Raw genomic sequence first — 15,981 nt, 5'->3', positions numbered from 1 at the left:
GTTTGCGGTCGCGTTCGTCGGTGACGGTTCCGTCCGGATCCAGGTGCGCGAGCAGTCGGATGCCGGCGGTGCGGACACCGGCCGGACTCAACTCACGGGCGACCCACGCCAACTGCGCCTCAGCCCGTGCCCGGGTCTGCGCGTCGATCGCGGTGGGAATCTTGTCCATGACGGCGTCGATCTCGCGGACGTGGTCGGCACCGATCGCACCCTCGCCCACCGCGACCGCAGTCGCCGGCAGTATCGGTTCGCGGGTCTGTCCTTGCAGTTCGGTGAATCGTCCGATGCCGGCGGCACTGACGCGTCGGCGTCGGGCGGCACCGTCACCGAGCCGCAACCCCTGCGCCAAATACTGATGCACCGACAGGTATCCGGCTTTGCGGTAGGCGCTGCGGTCGGAGACCTCCACCAGCACTGCGGCGTCGACACCGTCGAGACGACGATGCGTGCGCTCGAGGGTCTCGACGGTTTCCAACAGGGCGTCTTCGGTCACCGCGGACAGCGGTAGGGACGCGAACTTGGTCGCCGCAGCCTCCAACAGGCGGGCGAGGGCGGCCGGGTCGTCCGGCAGCAGCACCTCCGACGTGACCATCGAACCCACCCCCTCCACCTGAACAGTGTCCGAGAACACTCCTGCTGTGCTTCTATGTTCGAATCATACCGCCGACCTCCGACAAGAACTGTGAGAGAAGCCGCAGACCTGTCGGGCAGCCCATGGACGAGCGCTATCGGGGCGAACAGTGGCGCCTGTCGCCGGGCCGCGAGACCGACCGCGAAAGTCTCGTGCGACCGTCCGTCCGCGGTCTGATAGCGGTGGCGGCCGAAACCGACCATCGACCCCCACATCACCGGCTCGGTACCGGTCACCTCCCGAAACAGTCGGACCACGAGCCGGGCGTCGTCCCGCCGCCGCTGGTCCGTGACAGCAGCGAGATACGCATCCACCGAGTCGTCACCGGGGGCCGTCTTCGTCATGGGTCGAGCCTAGATGTCCGTACGTTCGGGCATCATCGGTGGAATGACGCCGACCGTGTACGCCTCGACCGCCTCCGAACTGGACCCGATCACGTTCTACGGTCTGCTGCGACTGCGCGAGGAGGTCTTCGTCGTCGAACAGGACTGCGCCTACCACGAGTTGGACGGCCGGGATGTGGAGCCCACCACTCTCCACCTCTGGTGCGCGGACCCCGTGGACGGAAGTCCGGTCGCCACTGTGCGCGTGCTGCTGGACCCACTTCCCGACGGCGAGACCCGGCACCGGATCGGCCGGGCCTGCGTGCGGCCCGAACTCCGAGGCACCGGGTTGATGCGGGCCCTCCTGGATCGGGCCGTCGCCTACATCGCCGACCGCCCGAGTGTTCTCGACGCTCAGGCCCACCTCGCGGGCCTGTATTCACGGTGGGGATACGTCCCCGACGGACCGGAGTTCGTCGAGGACGGGATTCCGCACGTGCCGATGCGGCGCGACCCCGCGCGGCGGCCGGGCCCGACGAGAAGGTCGACCGCCGAACGGGCCTGAATCGCATGCGGAGTGTTCAGTCGCCTTCGGCTCCGAGGCCGGTGCGCAAACGGTTTGCATCGACCGCATATCCTGGACAGTGCCCTCAAGTCCTCGAAAGCGGAGCGGAGAACACATGCTCACCCGAACCGACCTGCGAGGCAGCACCCCGACGCTGAGCCAACTGCGTCGTGCGCTGCCGCGCGGCGGAACCGACGTCAACGCCGTGCTGCCCACGGTCACTCCCGTCGTCGAAGCGGTCGCTGAGCATGGTGCCACCGCGGCCCTCGACTACACCGAGAAGTTCGACAGGGTCCGCCCGGCGTCAGTCCGCGTCCCGGCGGAGGTGATCGCCAAGGCGCGGGCCGACCTCGACGGCGCGGTCGCCGATGCCCTGGAGGAGTCGATCCGTCGCGCTCGCCTGGTGCACGCAGACCAGCGACGCCAGACCTCGGTCACCCAGGTGGTGCCCGGCGGAACCGTCGCCGAGAAGTGGATCCCGGTGCGTCGCGTGGGTCTGTACGTTCCCGGAGGCAACGCCGTCTACCCGTCCAGCGTGATCATGAACGTGGTCCCGGCTCAGGAGGCGGGTGTCGGCTCACTCGTCGTCGCGTCTCCCGCCCAGGCCGACTTCGGCGGATGGCCGCACCCGACCATCCTCGCCGCGTGCGCCCTGCTCGGGGTCGACGAGGTGTGGGCCGTCGGCGGTGCGCAGGGCATCGCGCTTCTGGCCTACGGCGGTGACGACACCGACGGCCGCGTCCTGGACCCGGTCGATCTCATCACCGGTCCCGGCAACATCTACGTCACCGCGGCCAAGCGCCTCGTGCGCGGCGTGGTCGGCATCGACTCCGAGGCCGGTCCCACCGAGATCGCGATTCTGGCCGACGACTCCGCCGATCCCGCGGTCGTCGCCTCCGATCTCATCAGCCAGGCCGAGCACGACGTCCTCGCGGCGGCGGTGCTCGTCACCGACAGCGAGGCGCTCGCCGATGCGGTCGACGAGGCCGTGGAACTCGCGGCGTCGGCCACGAAGCACTCCGAGCGCGTCAAGACCGCGCTGGCCGGTCCGCAATCCGGGGTGGTCCTGGTGGACGACATCGACGCCGGGCTGGCTGTCGTCGACGCGTACGCGGCCGAGCACCTGGAGATCCAGACGCGTGACGCGCAGGCCGTGGCCGACAGAGTGACCAGCGCCGGCGCGATCTTCGTCGGTACTTATTCGCCGGTGAGCCTCGGTGATTACAGCGCGGGCTCCAACCACGTTCTGCCGACGTCCGGCTCGGCCAAGTACGCCTCCGGCCTGTCGGTGCAGACGTTCCTGCGCGGAGTGCATGTGATCGACTACGACCGCGACGCGCTCGCGGAGATCGCCGACCGCGTCGTGACGCTGGCGAACGCCGAAGACCTTCCCGCGCACGGCGAGGCGGTCCAGGCCAGGTTCGGGGGAGCACGGTGACCGGTCCGGGCCGGTCCGTGGGTCTCGCCGACCTCCCGTTGCGCGACTCGCTGCGCGGGAAGTCGCCGTACGGAGCACCGCAGCTTCAGGTTCCGGTGGTGCTGAACACCAACGAGAACCCGCACCCGCCGAGTCGTGCGCTGATCGACGACGTCGCGAAGGCGGTCGCCGCCGCGGCCGAGGATCTGCACCGATACCCGGATCGGGATGCGGTGGGCCTGCGTTCGGACCTCGCCGCGTACCTCAGCGCGGCCACGGGCGTGGAACTGTCGGTCGACAACGTGTGGGCGGCCAACGGCTCCAACGAGATCCTCCAGCAGATCCTGCAGGCCTTCGGTGGGCCCGGGCGCACGGCGATGGGCTTCGTGCCGTCGTACTCGATGCACCCGATCATCGCCGACGGCACGCAGACGCAGTGGGTCCCCGCTCATCGCGCGGACGACTTCTCTCTGGACGTGGAGCAGGCCGTCGCAGCGATCGCCGAGCACCGGCCCGACATCGTCTTCGTGACCTCGCCGAACAATCCGACCGGCGGGAGCGTCGCGATCGCCGATCTGCGGCGTCTCCTCGACGCGGCCCCCGGCATCGTGATCGTCGACGAGGCCTACGGCGAGTTCTCGTCGCAGCCGAGCGCGGTCTCGCTGATCGACGAGTTCGGCAGCAAGCTGATCGTGTCGCGGACCATGAGCAAGGCGTTCGCCTTCGCGGGCGGCCGGCTCGGCTATCTGGCCGCGGCGCCGGCCATGATCGAGGCGCTGCTTCTGGTGCGCTTGCCGTACCACCTGTCGGTGCTGACGCAGGCCGCCGCGCGGGCGGCCCTGCAGCACTCGTCGGAAACGCTCGGTGCGGTCGCCGCGATCGCCGCCGAACGCGACCGCGTGGCCGCCGCGCTCACGGGTATGGGATACGCGGTGACGCCGTCGGATGCGAACTTCATCCTCTTCGGCGAGTTCGCGGACGCTCCCGCCACCTGGCAGCGCTACCTCGACCGCGGTGTCCTGATCAGGGATGTCGGCATCCCCGGGCACCTGCGTGCGACCATTGGACTACCAGCCGAGAACGACGCCTTCCTGGCCGTCAGCGCGGAACTGGCCGATACCGACCGAAAGCAGCAGTAGCAGCAGTGACAACAGCGCAGCACGAACCCCGGATCGCCCGCGTCGAGCGCACCACGCGCGAGTCGTCGATCACCGTCGAGATCAACCTCGACGGCACCGGCAGGACCGACATCGACACCTCGGTGCCGTTCTTCGACCACATGCTCACCGCGTTCGGTGCGCATGGCAGCTTCGACCTCACCGTGCACGCGAAGGGCGACATCGAGATCGAGGCGCACCACACGGTGGAGGACACCTGCATCGTGCTGGGACAGGCCATCGGGCAGGCTCTCGGCGACAAGAGGGGCATCCGCCGGTTCGGCGACGCCTGGATCCCGATGGATGAGACGCTCGCCCAGGCCATCGTGGACGTCTCGGGCCGACCGTACTGCGTGCACACCGGCGAACCCGATCACATGCTGACCGCCGTGATCGGCGGCTATTCCGGCGGCGACAAGCCGGTCGTGTCGTACGCGACCGTCCTCAACCGTCATGCGTTCGAATCGATCGCGCTCAACGCCCGCATTGCCCTGCACGTCCGCGTGCTGTACGGCCGCGACCAGCACCACATCACCGAGGCCGAGTTCAAGGCCGTCGCGCGAGCACTGCGCGAGGCCGTCGAACCGGATCCGCGGACCTCGGGCATCCCGTCGACGAAGGGCGCCCTGTGAGTTCACCGCGCGTCGCGCTCCTCGACTACGGTTCGGGCAACCTGCGCTCGGCGCAGCGAGCGCTGGAGCGAGCCGGAGCGCAGGTCGAGATCACGTCCGACTTCGAGACCGCGATCGGTGCCGACGGACTGGTGGTGCCCGGCGTCGGTGCGTTCGCGGCCTGCATGGCCGGGTTGAAGGCGGTCCGGGGCGATCGGATCATCGGACGCCGGCTGGCGGGCGGGCGGCCGGTGCTCGGAATCTGCGTGGGGATGCAGATCCTGTTCAGTCACGGCGTCGAGTTCGGCGTCGACACGCAGGGCTGCGGCGAGTGGCCGGGTTCGGTGACCAGACTGCCGGCGGAGGTGCTCCCGCACATGGGCTGGAACACCGTCGACGCACCGGACGACTCGGTGCTCTTCGACGGTATCGACGACGACGCACGCTTCTACTTCGTTCACTCCTACGCCGCGCAGACGTGGGAGATGGATTCGGCGGGTTCGCCGATACAGACGCCGAAACTCACCTGGTCCGAGCACGGTGGACGGTTCCTGTCCGCGGTCGAGAACGGTCCGCTCTCGGCCACGCAGTTCCATCCCGAGAAGTCCGGTGACGTCGGCGCCGAGCTGCTGCGGAACTGGATCGGGGGGATCGCGTAAGTGAAAGAGACAAGCGAAGCGGCACAGCAGTTCTCGTTCGCGAGACTGGTGTTCTATTCGCTCGGTGCGGGCGTGCTGGTGCTCGCGGTGATGCTGCCGATCGTGCTGTCGCTGGCGCGACCGTACCCGACCGCCGCGCTGTGCGTCGCCCTCGCCGCCATCGTGCTGATGGTGGTCGCGATCGCCCTCGTCTCGCGCCGGATGCTGGCCGGCGTGCAGCGGGAGATCGATGCCCGCCGGGCGGAATTGGAACGCAGGCGAACACAGGAGAAGTGACCGGCTCCGGCGGCACCGGACGGTGGACGCTCGCGCCCGGACACCCGCGACACGGCGCCTCCACAGCACCCCCACAAACATGTCGACCCCGCGACACGACAACGTGCGGCCGGCACCGTACACACCGAAAGCGAAACTGAACTGATGGGCATCCTCGAACTCCTCCCGGCCGTCGACGTGGTCGACGGTCAGGCGGTTCGCCTGGTCAAGGGCGAGGCCGGATCGGAGACCTCCTACGGCTCACCGCGCGACGCTGCGCTGGCCTGGCAGCGGGACGGCGCCCAGTGGCTGCATCTCGTAGATCTCGACGCGGCGTTCGGCCGCGGCGACAACCGTGAGCTGCTCGCCCAGGTGGCCGCCGCAGTGGACGTGAAGGTGGAGCTGTCCGGCGGCATCCGCGACGACGCCTCGCTCGCCGCCGCGCTGGCGACCGGGTGCACGCGGGTCAATCTCGGCACCGCCGCCATCGAGAACCCCGCCTGGTGCGCACGCGCGATCGCCGAGTACGGAGACAAGATCGCCGTGGGACTCGACGTGACGCGCAACGGCTCCTCGTACACGGTGCGCGGCCGCGGCTGGGTCACCGAGGGCGGCGACCTGTGGGAGACCCTGGAGCGCCTGAACAACGACGGTTGTGCGCGGTACGTCGTCACCGACGTCAGCAAGGACGGCACGCTGAGCGGACCCAATCTGGAACTGCTGGAACAGGTGGCCCGCGCCACCGACTCGCCCGTCGTGGCCTCGGGCGGCATCTCGCAGATCGACGACCTGCTCGCGATCGCCGAGCTGACCGCGCTGGGCGTGGAGGGCGCCATCGTTGGCAAGGCCCTGTACGCGGGCCGCTTCACACTGCGCGAGGCGCTCGACGCCGTCGCGGGCGCCGGGAGCCGGTGAACCGGCCGTGACCGATGCCGTCGACGCACGCGACTACCCGCAGCTGCTGGCTGCCGGGGAATCGGTGCTCGACGAGGTCACCGGGCTGTTCGTCGACGGGCTGGGCTCGCCGGGCACGCACGCGAAGGGCCGTGGCGACTTCGCCACCGACGTCGATCTCGCGCTGGAGCGCAGCATCGCCGAGAAGCTCGAGCGACGGACGGGCATCGAGGTCCACGGCGAGGAGTTCGGCGGCCCGGCCCCCGACGACGGCGCGATGTGGATTCTCGATCCGATCGACGGGACCTTCAACTATTCGGTGGGGATGCCGATCGCCGCGATGCTGCTGGCGCTCGCCGTCGACGGTGTGCCGGTGCTCGGGCTCACCCGACTCCCGCTGGTCGGCCAGCGCTTCGCCGGTCATATCGGCGGTCCGCTGATCATCGACGGGGAGGCGGCCGAGCCCGTGCCCGACAGCCCGCTGGAATCGGCCGTCATCGGCTTCGGGTCGTTCAACGCGCGAGCGCGCGGCGAGGTCCCGGGCGCCGGGCGCGCTGAGTTGCAGCGCCGCCTCAGCTACCGTGCCGGCCGGCTGCGGATGACCGGCTCCACCGGCACCGACATCGCGTATGCGGCGGCCGGCGTGTTCGGCGGCGCGGTGTCGTTCAGCGCGAAGGCGTGGGACAACGCGGCCGGCGCGGCGCTGATGCGCGCCGCGGGAGGCGTCGTGACCGACCTCGCGGGCGACCCGTGGACCGTCCAGTCCACGTCGCTCGTCGCGGGCAATCGCCTGCTTCATGGACAATTGCTCGAGGTGATCGGCGAGGCGATGCCGGATCAGTTCGCCGACCGGGACCTCGGCAGTCGAGAACGAACCAACAGCAAGGAGACTCACCCGTGAGCGTGGCAGTCCGCGTCATCCCGTGTCTGGACGTCGACGACGGGCGAGTGGTGAAGGGCGTCAATTTCGAGAATCTGCGTGATGCCGGGGACCCGGTGGAACTCGCGGAGCGCTACGACGCCGAGGGCGCCGACGAGTTGACCTTCCTCGACGTCACGGCGTCCAGTGCGGGCCGCGGCACCATGCTCGACGTGGTGCGGCGCACCGCCGACGCGATCTTCATCCCGCTGACCGTCGGCGGCGGCATCCGCACCGTCGACGACGTCGACACCATGCTGCGCGCGGGCGCCGACAAGGTGAGCGTCAACACGGCCGCCATCGCACGGCCCGACGTGCTGAGCGAGATGAGCCGGAGGTTCGGTTCTCAGTGCATCGTGCTGTCGGTGGACGCGCGGACGGTGCCCGAGGGCGGCGAGGCGACGCCGTCTGGTTGGGAGGTCACCACTCACGGCGGTCGCCGGGGCACCGGCATCGACGCCGTCGAATGGGCTCGCCGCGGGCAGGAACTCGGCGTCGGTGAGATCCTGCTGAACTCGATGGACGCCGACGGCACCAAGGCCGGATTCGACATCGCGATGATCCGGGCCGTGCGCGACGCGGTCACCATCCCCATCATCGCCAGCGGCGGTGCGGGCGAGGTCGCCGACTTCGCACCGGCTGTCGAAGCCGGCGCGGACGCCGTTCTGGCCGCTTCGGTGTTCCATTTCGGCGACATGACGATCGGCGAAGTCAAGGACGCGATGCGCGCCGAGCACATCGTGGTGCGCTGAGACCGTCACCGGCCGCACACGTTCGAGAAGAGGGAGAATCATGGCGCTGCCCGCAGAGCTCGCAGCCACGTTGAAGCGAAACGACGACGGTCTGTTCGCCGCGATCGCGCAGGAACGGTCCACCGGCATCGTCTTGATGATGGCCTGGATGGACGACGAAGCCCTGGAGCGGACGCTCGCGACCCGCAAGGCCACCTACTACTCGCGGTCCCGCGGGGAGTACTGGGTCAAGGGCGAGACCAGCGGGCACACCCAGTACGTCCACGACATCCGGATCGACTGCGACGGCGACACCCTGCTGCTGACCGTCGACCAGACGGGTGCGGCCTGCCATACCGGCAATCACAGTTGCTTCGACACCGAGCCGCTGGAGTTCGGGGTGCCTGCCGAACCCGCGCGAACCGACGACCAGGAACGGTGACGCGATGCCGCTGATTCAGATATCCCAGACGCCGGGTCTCTCCGACCGCGTGAAGCGCGAGACGATCGCCGCGGTCACCGAGGCGTACGCCAAAGCGACGGGCAAGAATCCCGACTCGGTGTGGGTGACGATCACCGAAGTGCCGCGCCAGCACTGGGGCGTCGGCGGAGAGCCGCTGGGGTGACGGGCACGATGAGCACCGCAGACAACTCCGCGAGCACGACCCCGCTCGCCACCTTCCTCGATCTGGCGCGCGACCACCGAGTGGTCCCGGTGACCCGCAAGGTCCTCGCCGACTCCGAGACACCGCTGTCGGCGTTCCGGAAGCTGGCAGCCGAGCCGGGGGCCGGCGGCGGTCTCCGCGAAGGCACCTTCCTGCTCGAATCCGCGCCGAACGGCGCCTCGTGGTCGCGCTGGTCGTTCATCGGCGCGGGCACCCGTTCGGCCCTGACCGTCGCCGACGGGCAGGCGCACTGGTGGGGCGACGTCCCCGCGGGAGCTCCGGTGGGCGGCGATCCGGTTGCGGCGCTCGACGAGTCGTTGCGGCTGCTGCAGACCGATCCGCTCGACGGGATGCCGCCGCTGACCGGCGGCTTCGTCGGCTTCATGGCCTACGACTTCGTGCGCCGCCTGGAGCGGCTTCCGGAACAGACGGTCGACGACCTGCGGCTCCCCGACATGTTCTGGCTGCTGGTGGCCGATCTCGCCGCCTTCGACCACCACGAGGGCACGATCACCCTGATCGCGAACGCCGTGAACTGGGACGGCAGCGACGAGCGCGCCGAAGAGGCCTACCACGACGCCGTCGCGCGGCTGGATGCGATGACCCGGGCGCTGGCCGCCCCGGCTCCCTCCACCGTCTCGACCTTCGACAGGCCCGCGCCCGACTACCGCTCGCAGCGCACGCTGGACGACTACCGCGAGATCGTCGAGGGTCTGGTCGGACAGATCGAGGCGGGTGAGGCGTTCCAGGTGGTGCCGTCGATGCGCTTCGAGATCGACACCGACGCCGATCCGCTCGACGTGTACCGCGTCCTGCGCGCGTCGAATCCGAGCCCGTACATGTACCTGCTTCGGATGCCGGGCGTCGACCGGGAGCCGTTCACGATCGTCGGATCCTCGCCCGAGGCACTGGTCACCGTCACCGATCGGGTGGCCACCACACACCCGATCGCGGGCACGCGCTGGCGCGGTGCCACCGAGGCGGAGGACCAGTTGCTCGCGAAGGGCCTGCTCGAGGACGAGAAGGAGAACTCCGAGCATCTGATGCTGGTCGACCTGGGCCGCAACGATCTGGGCCGGGTATGCGAGCCGGGCACTGTCCGCGTCACGGACTACCGCCGAGTGGAGCGCTACAGCCACGTGATGCACCTGGTGTCCACGGTCTCCGGAACTCTTCGCGACGACAAGCAGGCGCTCGATGCGGTGACCGCCTGCTTCCCGGCGGGAACCCTCACCGGGGCACCGAAGGTCCGGGCGATGGAATTGATCGAGGCCAACGAGATCACCCGCCGCGGACTGTACGGGGGCGTCGTCGGATATCTCGATTTCGCAGGCAACGCCGACACCGCGATCGCGATCCGGACGGCACTGATGTCCGGCCGCACTGCCTACGTCCAGGCCGGCGGCGGAGTCGTCGCCGACAGCGACGCCAAGTACGAGTTCAACGAGGCGCGCAACAAGGCGTCGGCGGTGCTCGCCGCAGTAGCCGCCGCCGGCACCATGCGCCCGGTGGCGGGGGAGGAGACCCCATGAGCAATCCGCAGACCCCCGAGCAGCAGACCCCCGAGGAGCCGGCCACGGCTGCGCGGCCCGTCAACCGGCGGTGGCAGGCGATCGCCTCGGTGCTGATCCTGCTGGCCGCACTCGGCCTCTGGGCTGCGTCCCGGATGCAGTGGGCCACGATCCTCGTGGCACCGGATCTGGGACCGGCCCGCGAGTTCACGGTGCACGGCTCGGACTGGAGTCCGTGGCTCACACCGGTGGCGATCGCGATGGCCGCCGCCGTCATCGCGCAGTTCGCGTTGCGCGGCTGGGCCCTGCGCATCGTCGCGATCCTGGTGGCGATCGGCGGCGGCGTCGCCGTCATTCCGGCCATCTCCCTGCTCACCGAGGGCGAGGACAATCTCTACATCGTGCAGATGGTCGACGTCCCGGCGCGAGCCGTGGTGGACGGCATTCCCACCGAGTCCACCCCCGGGTACCTGGTGATCGCCTCGGCGATCTGTGCGGTGCTCGGCGCGGTTGCGATGGCCCGAACGGCCAACCAGGGCGGCATGTCGTCGAAGTACTCGGCGCCCGCCGCCCGCCGCGACGAACTCGAACGGCAGATCTTCACCGAGCGCGAGCGGGCCGCGGCAGCGGGCGAACCAGCCGCTCCCGCGCCCAACGAGCGATTGCTGTGGGACTCGCTCGACGAGGGGATCGACCCCACCGACGACCCGGCGGATCACTCCGCCGACGACGCCGGTCCCACCCGCTGAGGACCGGCGGTCGCGGGCCTGTTCGCGACGTGGATCACGGGTGAAGCGACCCCAGCCTCCCGGTCTCCCGCGGTGGTGCTTACTCTTGATGCACGCAGTGAAAGGGGCCGATAGTCGTGAGCAACCAGTCAGTGCTCGATTCGATCATCGAGGGAGTCAAGGCTGACGTCGCCGCGCGCGAATCGGTCCTCGATCTCGCCGCAGTCAAGAAGGCCGCGGCAGCGGCGCCGGCGCCGCGAGATGCGATGGCGGCGCTGAGTCAGACCGATATCGCGGTCATCGCCGAAGTGAAGCGGTCGAGTCCCTCCAAGGGCCGGCTCGCGAACATCCCCGACCCGGCCGATCTGGCGAAGGCGTACGAGGACGGCGGCGCTCGCATCGTCAGCGTCCTCACCGAGGAACGCCGCTTCGGCGGGTCGCTCGCCGACCTCGACGCGGTGCGTGCGGCGATCGACATCCCGATCCTCCGCAAGGACTTCATCGTCGGGCCGTATCAGATCCACGAGGCGCGCGCACACGGAGCGGACGTCATCCTGCTGATCGTCGCCGCCTTGGAGCAGCAGGTCCTCGCCTCGCTCCTCGACCGCACGGAGTCGCTGGGCATGACGGCCCTCGTCGAGGTGCACACCGAGGAGGAGGCCGACCGCGCGCTGGAGGCCGGGGCCAAGGTCGTCGGCGTCAACGCCCGCAACCTGAAGACTCTGGAAGTGGACCGCGACTGCTTCGCGCGCATCGCCCCCGGGCTCCCGTCGAGCACCATCAAGGTGGCCGAGTCCGGCGTGCGCGGGCCCGCGGACCTGCTGGCTTACGCAGGGGCCGGCGCTGACGCGATCCTGGTCGGCGAAGGCGTCGTGACCAGTGGCGATCCGCGGCTCGCGGTGGCCGACCTGGTGACGGCGGGCTCGCACCCGTCGTGCCCCAAACCGTCGCGCTGACGGCCGGCGAACAGCACTGACGACCCCGCCCCCGCTGTTCTCGGCGGGGCTCGGGGCGAGCGGTAAATCCAGTTGCCGCCGGGATCGAACGATGAGGATACTGAAGACGTGACAGACAATCCCGAAGCCGCCCAGCGCATGTCGACTGGCACGGCGTTCCCCAAGGCCAGCGACGGCGTCTCCGACGTCCACCCGATCGGCCCCGACGATCGAGGCCACTGGGGCGACTTCGGCGGACGCCACGTCCCCGAGGCGCTGATGGCGGTGATCGAGGAGGTCACCGCGACCTACGAGAAGCTGCGCGTCGACACCGACTTCCTCAACGAACTCGACCGGCTGCAACGCGACTACACCGGTCGTCCGTCACCGCTGTACGAGGCCGAGCGGCTGCGTGAGGACGCGGGCGGCGCACGTCTGTTCCTCAAGCGGGAGGATCTGAACCACACCGGCTCGCACAAGATCAACAACGTCCTCGGCCAGGCGCTCCTGGCGAAGAAGATGGGCAAGACCCGCGTCATCGCCGAGACCGGCGCCGGCCAGCACGGAGTGGCGACAGCGACGGCCTGCGCCCTGCTCGGCCTGGAATGCCTGGTCTACATGGGACGCGTCGACACCGAGCGGCAGGGACTCAACGTCGCCCGCATGCGTCTTCTCGGCGCCACCGTGGTCGCCGTCGAGACCGGTTCGGCGACGCTGAAGGACGCGATCAACGAGGCCTTGCGCGACTGGGTGACCAATGCCGACACCACGTACTACTGCTTCGGCACGGCCGCCGGCCCGCATCCGTTCCCGATGATCGTCCGCGACCTCCAGCGGATCATCGGCCTGGAGTCGCGGGTGCAGATCCTTGAGAAGATCGGGCGCCTGCCCGACGCGGTCACCGCCTGCGTCGGCGGTGGATCGAACGCGATCGGCATGTTCCATCCGTTCATCGACGACGAGGGCGTCCGCATGGTCGGATTCGAGGCCGGCGGCGACGGCGTCGAGACCGGACGGCACGCCGCGACCTTCGCGGGCGGATCTCCCGGCGCCTTCCAGGGCGCCTACTCGTACCTCCTGCAGGACGAGGACGGGCAGACCATCGAGTCCCACTCCATCTCGGCGGGACTCGACTACCCCGGCGTCGGTCCGGAGCACGCGCATCTGCAGCAGATCGGACGGGCCGAGTACCGGCCGATCAACGACGATGAGGCCATGGAGGCGCTCGCACTGCTCTCGCGCAAAGAGGGCATCATCCCGGCCATCGAGTCTGCCCACGCCGTCGCCGGTGCTCTCCGCCTCGGCCGGGAACTCGGTGAAGGCGCGGTCATCATCGTGAGCCTCTCGGGCCGCGGCGACAAGGACGTGGAGACAGCGGCCCGCTGGTTCGATCTCTTCGAGAAGCCGCCGTCGGAGACCGAGTACGCCGCCCGCCTCGCCGCAGCCGCAAAGGAGAACGCTCGATGAGCAAGCCCGCCCCCGACTCCCGGCTGGGAGCCACGTTCGCGGCGTGCAAGGCGGACAACCGTCCGGCGCTGATCGGCTACACGCCGGTCGGCTACCCGACCGTGGCCGACTCGTTGACGACGTTGCGGACCATGGTCGAGGCCGGATGCGACATCGTGGAGATCGGCATCCCGTACTCCGACCCGGTCATGGACGGCCCGACCGTCGCGCAGGCGGCACAGAAGGCACTGGAGAACGGCTGCCGTGTCCGCGACGTCTTCGCCGCCGCCGAGACCGTCGCCTCGGCCGGCGCACAGCCCGTGGTCATGACCTACTGGAACCTGGTCCTCAAGTACGGCGTCGACGCCTTCGCCCGCGATCTCGCCGCTGCGGGCGGCGTCGGACTGATCACGCCGAACCTCATCCCCGACGAGGGGGCCGAATGGCACGCGGCGTCGGACGCACACGATCTCGACCGGATCTACCTGGTGGCGCCGTCGTCCACTCCCGAGCGTCTGGCGATGACGCTCGACAACTGCCGCGGCTTCGTCTACGCGGCCTCGACCATGGGCGTCACCGGCGCACGCGACACGGTCTCCAATGCGGCGCCCGAACTGTGCGCGCGGGTCCGCGAGTACTCCGACATCCCGATCGGTGTCGGACTCGGCGTCCGCGACGGCGATCAGGCAGCGGAGATCGGGGCCTACGCCGACGGCGTGATCGTCGGCTCGGCCATCGTCGCGGCCGTGGAGAAGGGCCAGGACGCCGTCGCCGCAGTGGTGTCGGATCTGGCCGCGGGCGTCCGCCGCGCCCGAAGCTGACCGACTCGGAGCGCGTCCACGGGCGTCGAGCCCAGGCGGTCACAGACGGTGAGACGGTTGCACGATACTGTGGCACCCGTGACTGACGGAACCGTCCTCGCTTACATTCCGAGCCCGCCGCAGGGGGTGTGGTACCTCGGCCCCGTGCCGATCCGCGCTTACGCCCTGTTCATCATCGTCGGCATCGTCGTCGCGGTCTGGTGGGGCAGTCGCCGCTGGCGGGCCCGCGGCGGTCAGCCCGGTGAGGTGGTCGACGTCGCACTGTGGGCGGTGCCCTTCGGGCTGATCGGCGGCCGGCTGTATCACGTGCTCACCGACTGGAGCACGTATTTCGGCGCCGGAGGAAAAGGCCTCGGTGCGGTCTTCCGCATCTGGGACGGCGGCCTCGGCATCTGGGGCGCGGTCGCGCTCGGCGCTGTCGGTGCATGGCTCGGAGCCCGGACCATGGGTATCAGGCTTCCGCCGTTCGGGGACGCGATCGCGCCGGCGATCCTGCTCGCGCAGGCCATCGGCCGGCTCGGCAACTACTTCAACCAGGAACTGTTCGGTCGGCCCACCACCGTGCCGTGGGGCCTGGAGATCTACGACCGCTCCGACTCCAGCGGAGTGATCTCGTACAAGCTGATCGACGGCGTCTCCACCGGGAACGTGTACGCGGTGGTGCACCCGACCTTCCTGTACGAACTCCTGTGGAATGTCTTCTTCGTGGTCGTGCTGGTGCTCGTCGACCGGCGGTTCCGCATCGGGCACGGCCGGCTCTTCGCGCTGTACGTCGCGGGCTACTGCGTCGGCCGGTTCGTCGTCGAGCTGATGCGCGACGACTACGCCACGCACATCTTCGGCATCCGCGTGAACGTCTTCACCGCGGCGATCGTGTTCCTGTGCGCGGCCCTCTACTTCGTCATGGCGCCCAAGGGCCGCGAGCAGGGTCTGTCGATGTACTGGCCGCGCAAGGCGGAGGAACTCGCGGCCGAGGGCGCCGTCGGATACGTGCCGCCCGAGATGGACGACGAGGCGGCCGACGAGGATCGGGCGGTCTACGACGACGAGACGCTCCATGACGAGGCCGTCGACGACGAGACGCTCTATGACGATCAGGCGGTCTACGAGGACGAGGTGGTCGACGAGGGCCCGGCGGACTATGACGCCGAGGCCGGGACTCACGACGAGGCCGCATCGGAGGTTCCGGAGGCCGCTGAACCGGAGTTCGAGGTGGCGGCCACCTCCGACGCTCTCTTCGCTCCGGAGGCGGACTCCGCGGAGGCTGCTGTCGGCGCGGACGAGACCGATGAGACCGAGACCGATGCCGCCGAGACCGGTGCCGCCGAGACCGATGAGACCGATGCCGCCGGGTCCCAGCCGGAGGGCACGGTGGTCCCGGGCGTCGAACCGTCGATCGCCGAATCGACTGTGGAGCAGGGGTACACGATCGTTCCCGCGGACGACGAGGAGCTCTCGCGCATCACGATCATCGAGCAGAATCCGGGCGGTTCGGCGGGGTCCATCGAGATCCGCCGCAGTGACGACGCACCCGAGCCCGACGCACCCGAGGCCCGCGGGGTCACTGAGGCCCCCGAGGCGCCCGAAGAGGTCGATCAGACCGCCGATGACACAGCCGACGAGACCGTCGAGACCGACGGGGAACGACCGGCCGAAGGCGACGAACGGAGCGGTCCCGACACCTCGAAGGACAAGTGAGTCGGTCGTCACCGG

18 protein-coding genes are annotated in these 15,981 nt (G+C 69.6%); 17 read left to right on the top strand and 1 reads right to left on the bottom strand.

All coding sequences use genetic code 11. From position 1 onward, the window contains the following. Window positions 1-592 (bottom strand): DUF222 domain-containing protein (locus ABFX36_RS13480; protein ID WP_346076746.1); only part of this gene is annotated, 592 nt, incomplete at its 3' end. A gap of 396 nt (window positions 593-988) precedes the next feature. Between ABFX36_RS13480 and ABFX36_RS13475 the strand changes: the two genes are divergently transcribed. The 17 genes from ABFX36_RS13475 (at window position 989) to lgt (ending at window position 15,966) form a co-directional block, all read left to right on the top strand. Beyond that, window positions 989-1,519 carry a GNAT family N-acetyltransferase gene (locus ABFX36_RS13475; RefSeq protein WP_006895373.1) on the top strand — a complete coding sequence of 177 codons (531 nt, stop codon included), beginning with the start codon at window positions 989-991 and terminating at the stop codon, window positions 1,517-1,519. A 115-nt stretch (window positions 1,520-1,634) separates the two neighbouring features. Then, window positions 1,635-2,957, top strand: coding sequence for a histidinol dehydrogenase (gene hisD / locus ABFX36_RS13470; RefSeq protein WP_006895374.1), 1,323 nt, complete (start codon window positions 1,635-1,637; stop codon window positions 2,955-2,957). Beyond that, window positions 2,954-4,075, top strand: coding sequence for a histidinol-phosphate transaminase (locus tag ABFX36_RS13465; protein ID WP_006895375.1), 1,122 nt, complete (start codon window positions 2,954-2,956; stop codon window positions 4,073-4,075). Before hisD ends, ABFX36_RS13465 begins: the two co-directional genes overlap by 4 nt. A gap of 5 nt (window positions 4,076-4,080) precedes the next feature. Further along, entirely contained in the window at window positions 4,081-4,725 is a 645-nt protein-coding gene (gene hisB, locus ABFX36_RS13460) for an imidazoleglycerol-phosphate dehydratase HisB (protein ID WP_006895376.1), read from the top strand. Next, a complete protein-coding gene (gene hisH / locus ABFX36_RS13455) occupies window positions 4,722-5,363 on the top strand; it encodes an imidazole glycerol phosphate synthase subunit HisH (protein ID WP_006895377.1) in 642 nt (213 codons plus the stop codon). The genes hisB and hisH overlap by 4 nt, the downstream gene beginning before the upstream one ends. Beyond that, entirely contained in the window at window positions 5,364-5,639 is a 276-nt protein-coding gene (locus tag ABFX36_RS13450) for a hypothetical protein (RefSeq protein WP_006895378.1), read from the top strand. A 144-nt stretch (window positions 5,640-5,783) separates the two neighbouring features. Next, the gene (gene priA / locus ABFX36_RS13445) at window positions 5,784-6,533 is read left to right on the top strand and encodes a bifunctional 1-(5-phosphoribosyl)-5-((5-phosphoribosylamino)methylideneamino)imidazole-4-carboxamide isomerase/phosphoribosylanthranilate isomerase PriA (protein WP_006895379.1); all 750 of its coding nucleotides are present in this window, start codon (window positions 5,784-5,786) and stop codon (window positions 6,531-6,533) included. Between the two features lie 7 nt (window positions 6,534-6,540). After that, the gene (locus ABFX36_RS13440) at window positions 6,541-7,413 is read left to right on the top strand and encodes an inositol monophosphatase family protein (RefSeq protein ID WP_006895380.1); all 873 of its coding nucleotides are present in this window, start codon (window positions 6,541-6,543) and stop codon (window positions 7,411-7,413) included. Further along, entirely contained in the window at window positions 7,410-8,183 is a 774-nt protein-coding gene (gene hisF / locus ABFX36_RS13435) for an imidazole glycerol phosphate synthase subunit HisF (protein WP_006895381.1), read from the top strand. The genes ABFX36_RS13440 and hisF overlap by 4 nt, the downstream gene beginning before the upstream one ends. A 40-nt stretch (window positions 8,184-8,223) precedes the next feature. Continuing rightward, window positions 8,224-8,604 carry a phosphoribosyl-AMP cyclohydrolase gene (hisI, locus tag ABFX36_RS13430; RefSeq protein WP_006895382.1) on the top strand — a complete coding sequence of 127 codons (381 nt, stop codon included), beginning with the start codon at window positions 8,224-8,226 and terminating at the stop codon, window positions 8,602-8,604. 4 nt (window positions 8,605-8,608) lie between these two features. Next, window positions 8,609-8,788 carry a tautomerase family protein gene (locus ABFX36_RS13425; RefSeq protein ID WP_006895384.1) on the top strand — a complete coding sequence of 60 codons (180 nt, stop codon included), beginning with the start codon at window positions 8,609-8,611 and terminating at the stop codon, window positions 8,786-8,788. Window positions 8,789-8,796: 8 nt separating this feature from the next. Beyond that, window positions 8,797-10,359, top strand: a complete 1,563-nt coding sequence (locus tag ABFX36_RS13420) for an anthranilate synthase component I (protein WP_085950740.1) — start codon at window positions 8,797-8,799, stop codon at window positions 10,357-10,359. Beyond that, window positions 10,356-11,087 (top strand): TIGR02234 family membrane protein, encoded by a 732-nt coding sequence (locus ABFX36_RS13415; protein ID WP_006895387.1) that lies wholly within the window; start codon window positions 10,356-10,358, stop codon window positions 11,085-11,087. The genes ABFX36_RS13420 and ABFX36_RS13415 overlap by 4 nt, the downstream gene beginning before the upstream one ends. Window positions 11,088-11,203: 116 nt before the next feature. Beyond that, the gene (gene trpC, locus ABFX36_RS13410) at window positions 11,204-12,022 is read left to right on the top strand and encodes an indole-3-glycerol phosphate synthase TrpC (RefSeq protein ID WP_006895389.1); all 819 of its coding nucleotides are present in this window, start codon (window positions 11,204-11,206) and stop codon (window positions 12,020-12,022) included. Window positions 12,023-12,160: 138 nt separating this feature from the next. Beyond that, window positions 12,161-13,468: a tryptophan synthase subunit beta gene (trpB, locus tag ABFX36_RS13405; RefSeq protein ID WP_260868701.1), complete on the top strand. Its 1,308-nt coding sequence runs from the start codon at window positions 12,161-12,163 to the stop codon at window positions 13,466-13,468. After that, a complete protein-coding gene (gene trpA, locus ABFX36_RS13400) occupies window positions 13,465-14,268 on the top strand; it encodes a tryptophan synthase subunit alpha (protein WP_006895391.1) in 804 nt (267 codons plus the stop codon). Before trpB ends, trpA begins: the two co-directional genes overlap by 4 nt. Before the next feature lie 78 nt (window positions 14,269-14,346). Further along, window positions 14,347-15,966, top strand: coding sequence for a prolipoprotein diacylglyceryl transferase (gene lgt, locus ABFX36_RS13395; RefSeq protein WP_346076734.1), 1,620 nt, complete (start codon window positions 14,347-14,349; stop codon window positions 15,964-15,966). Window positions 15,967-15,981 lie beyond the last annotated feature (15 nt).

Source organism: Gordonia cholesterolivorans, from assembly GCF_039531975.1.
Taxonomy (GTDB): Bacteria; Actinomycetota; Actinomycetes; order Mycobacteriales; family Mycobacteriaceae; genus Gordonia; species Gordonia sihwensis.
The sequence above is the reverse complement of the archived record's forward strand: the minus strand, read 5'-3'. Positions and strand labels throughout refer to the sequence as shown.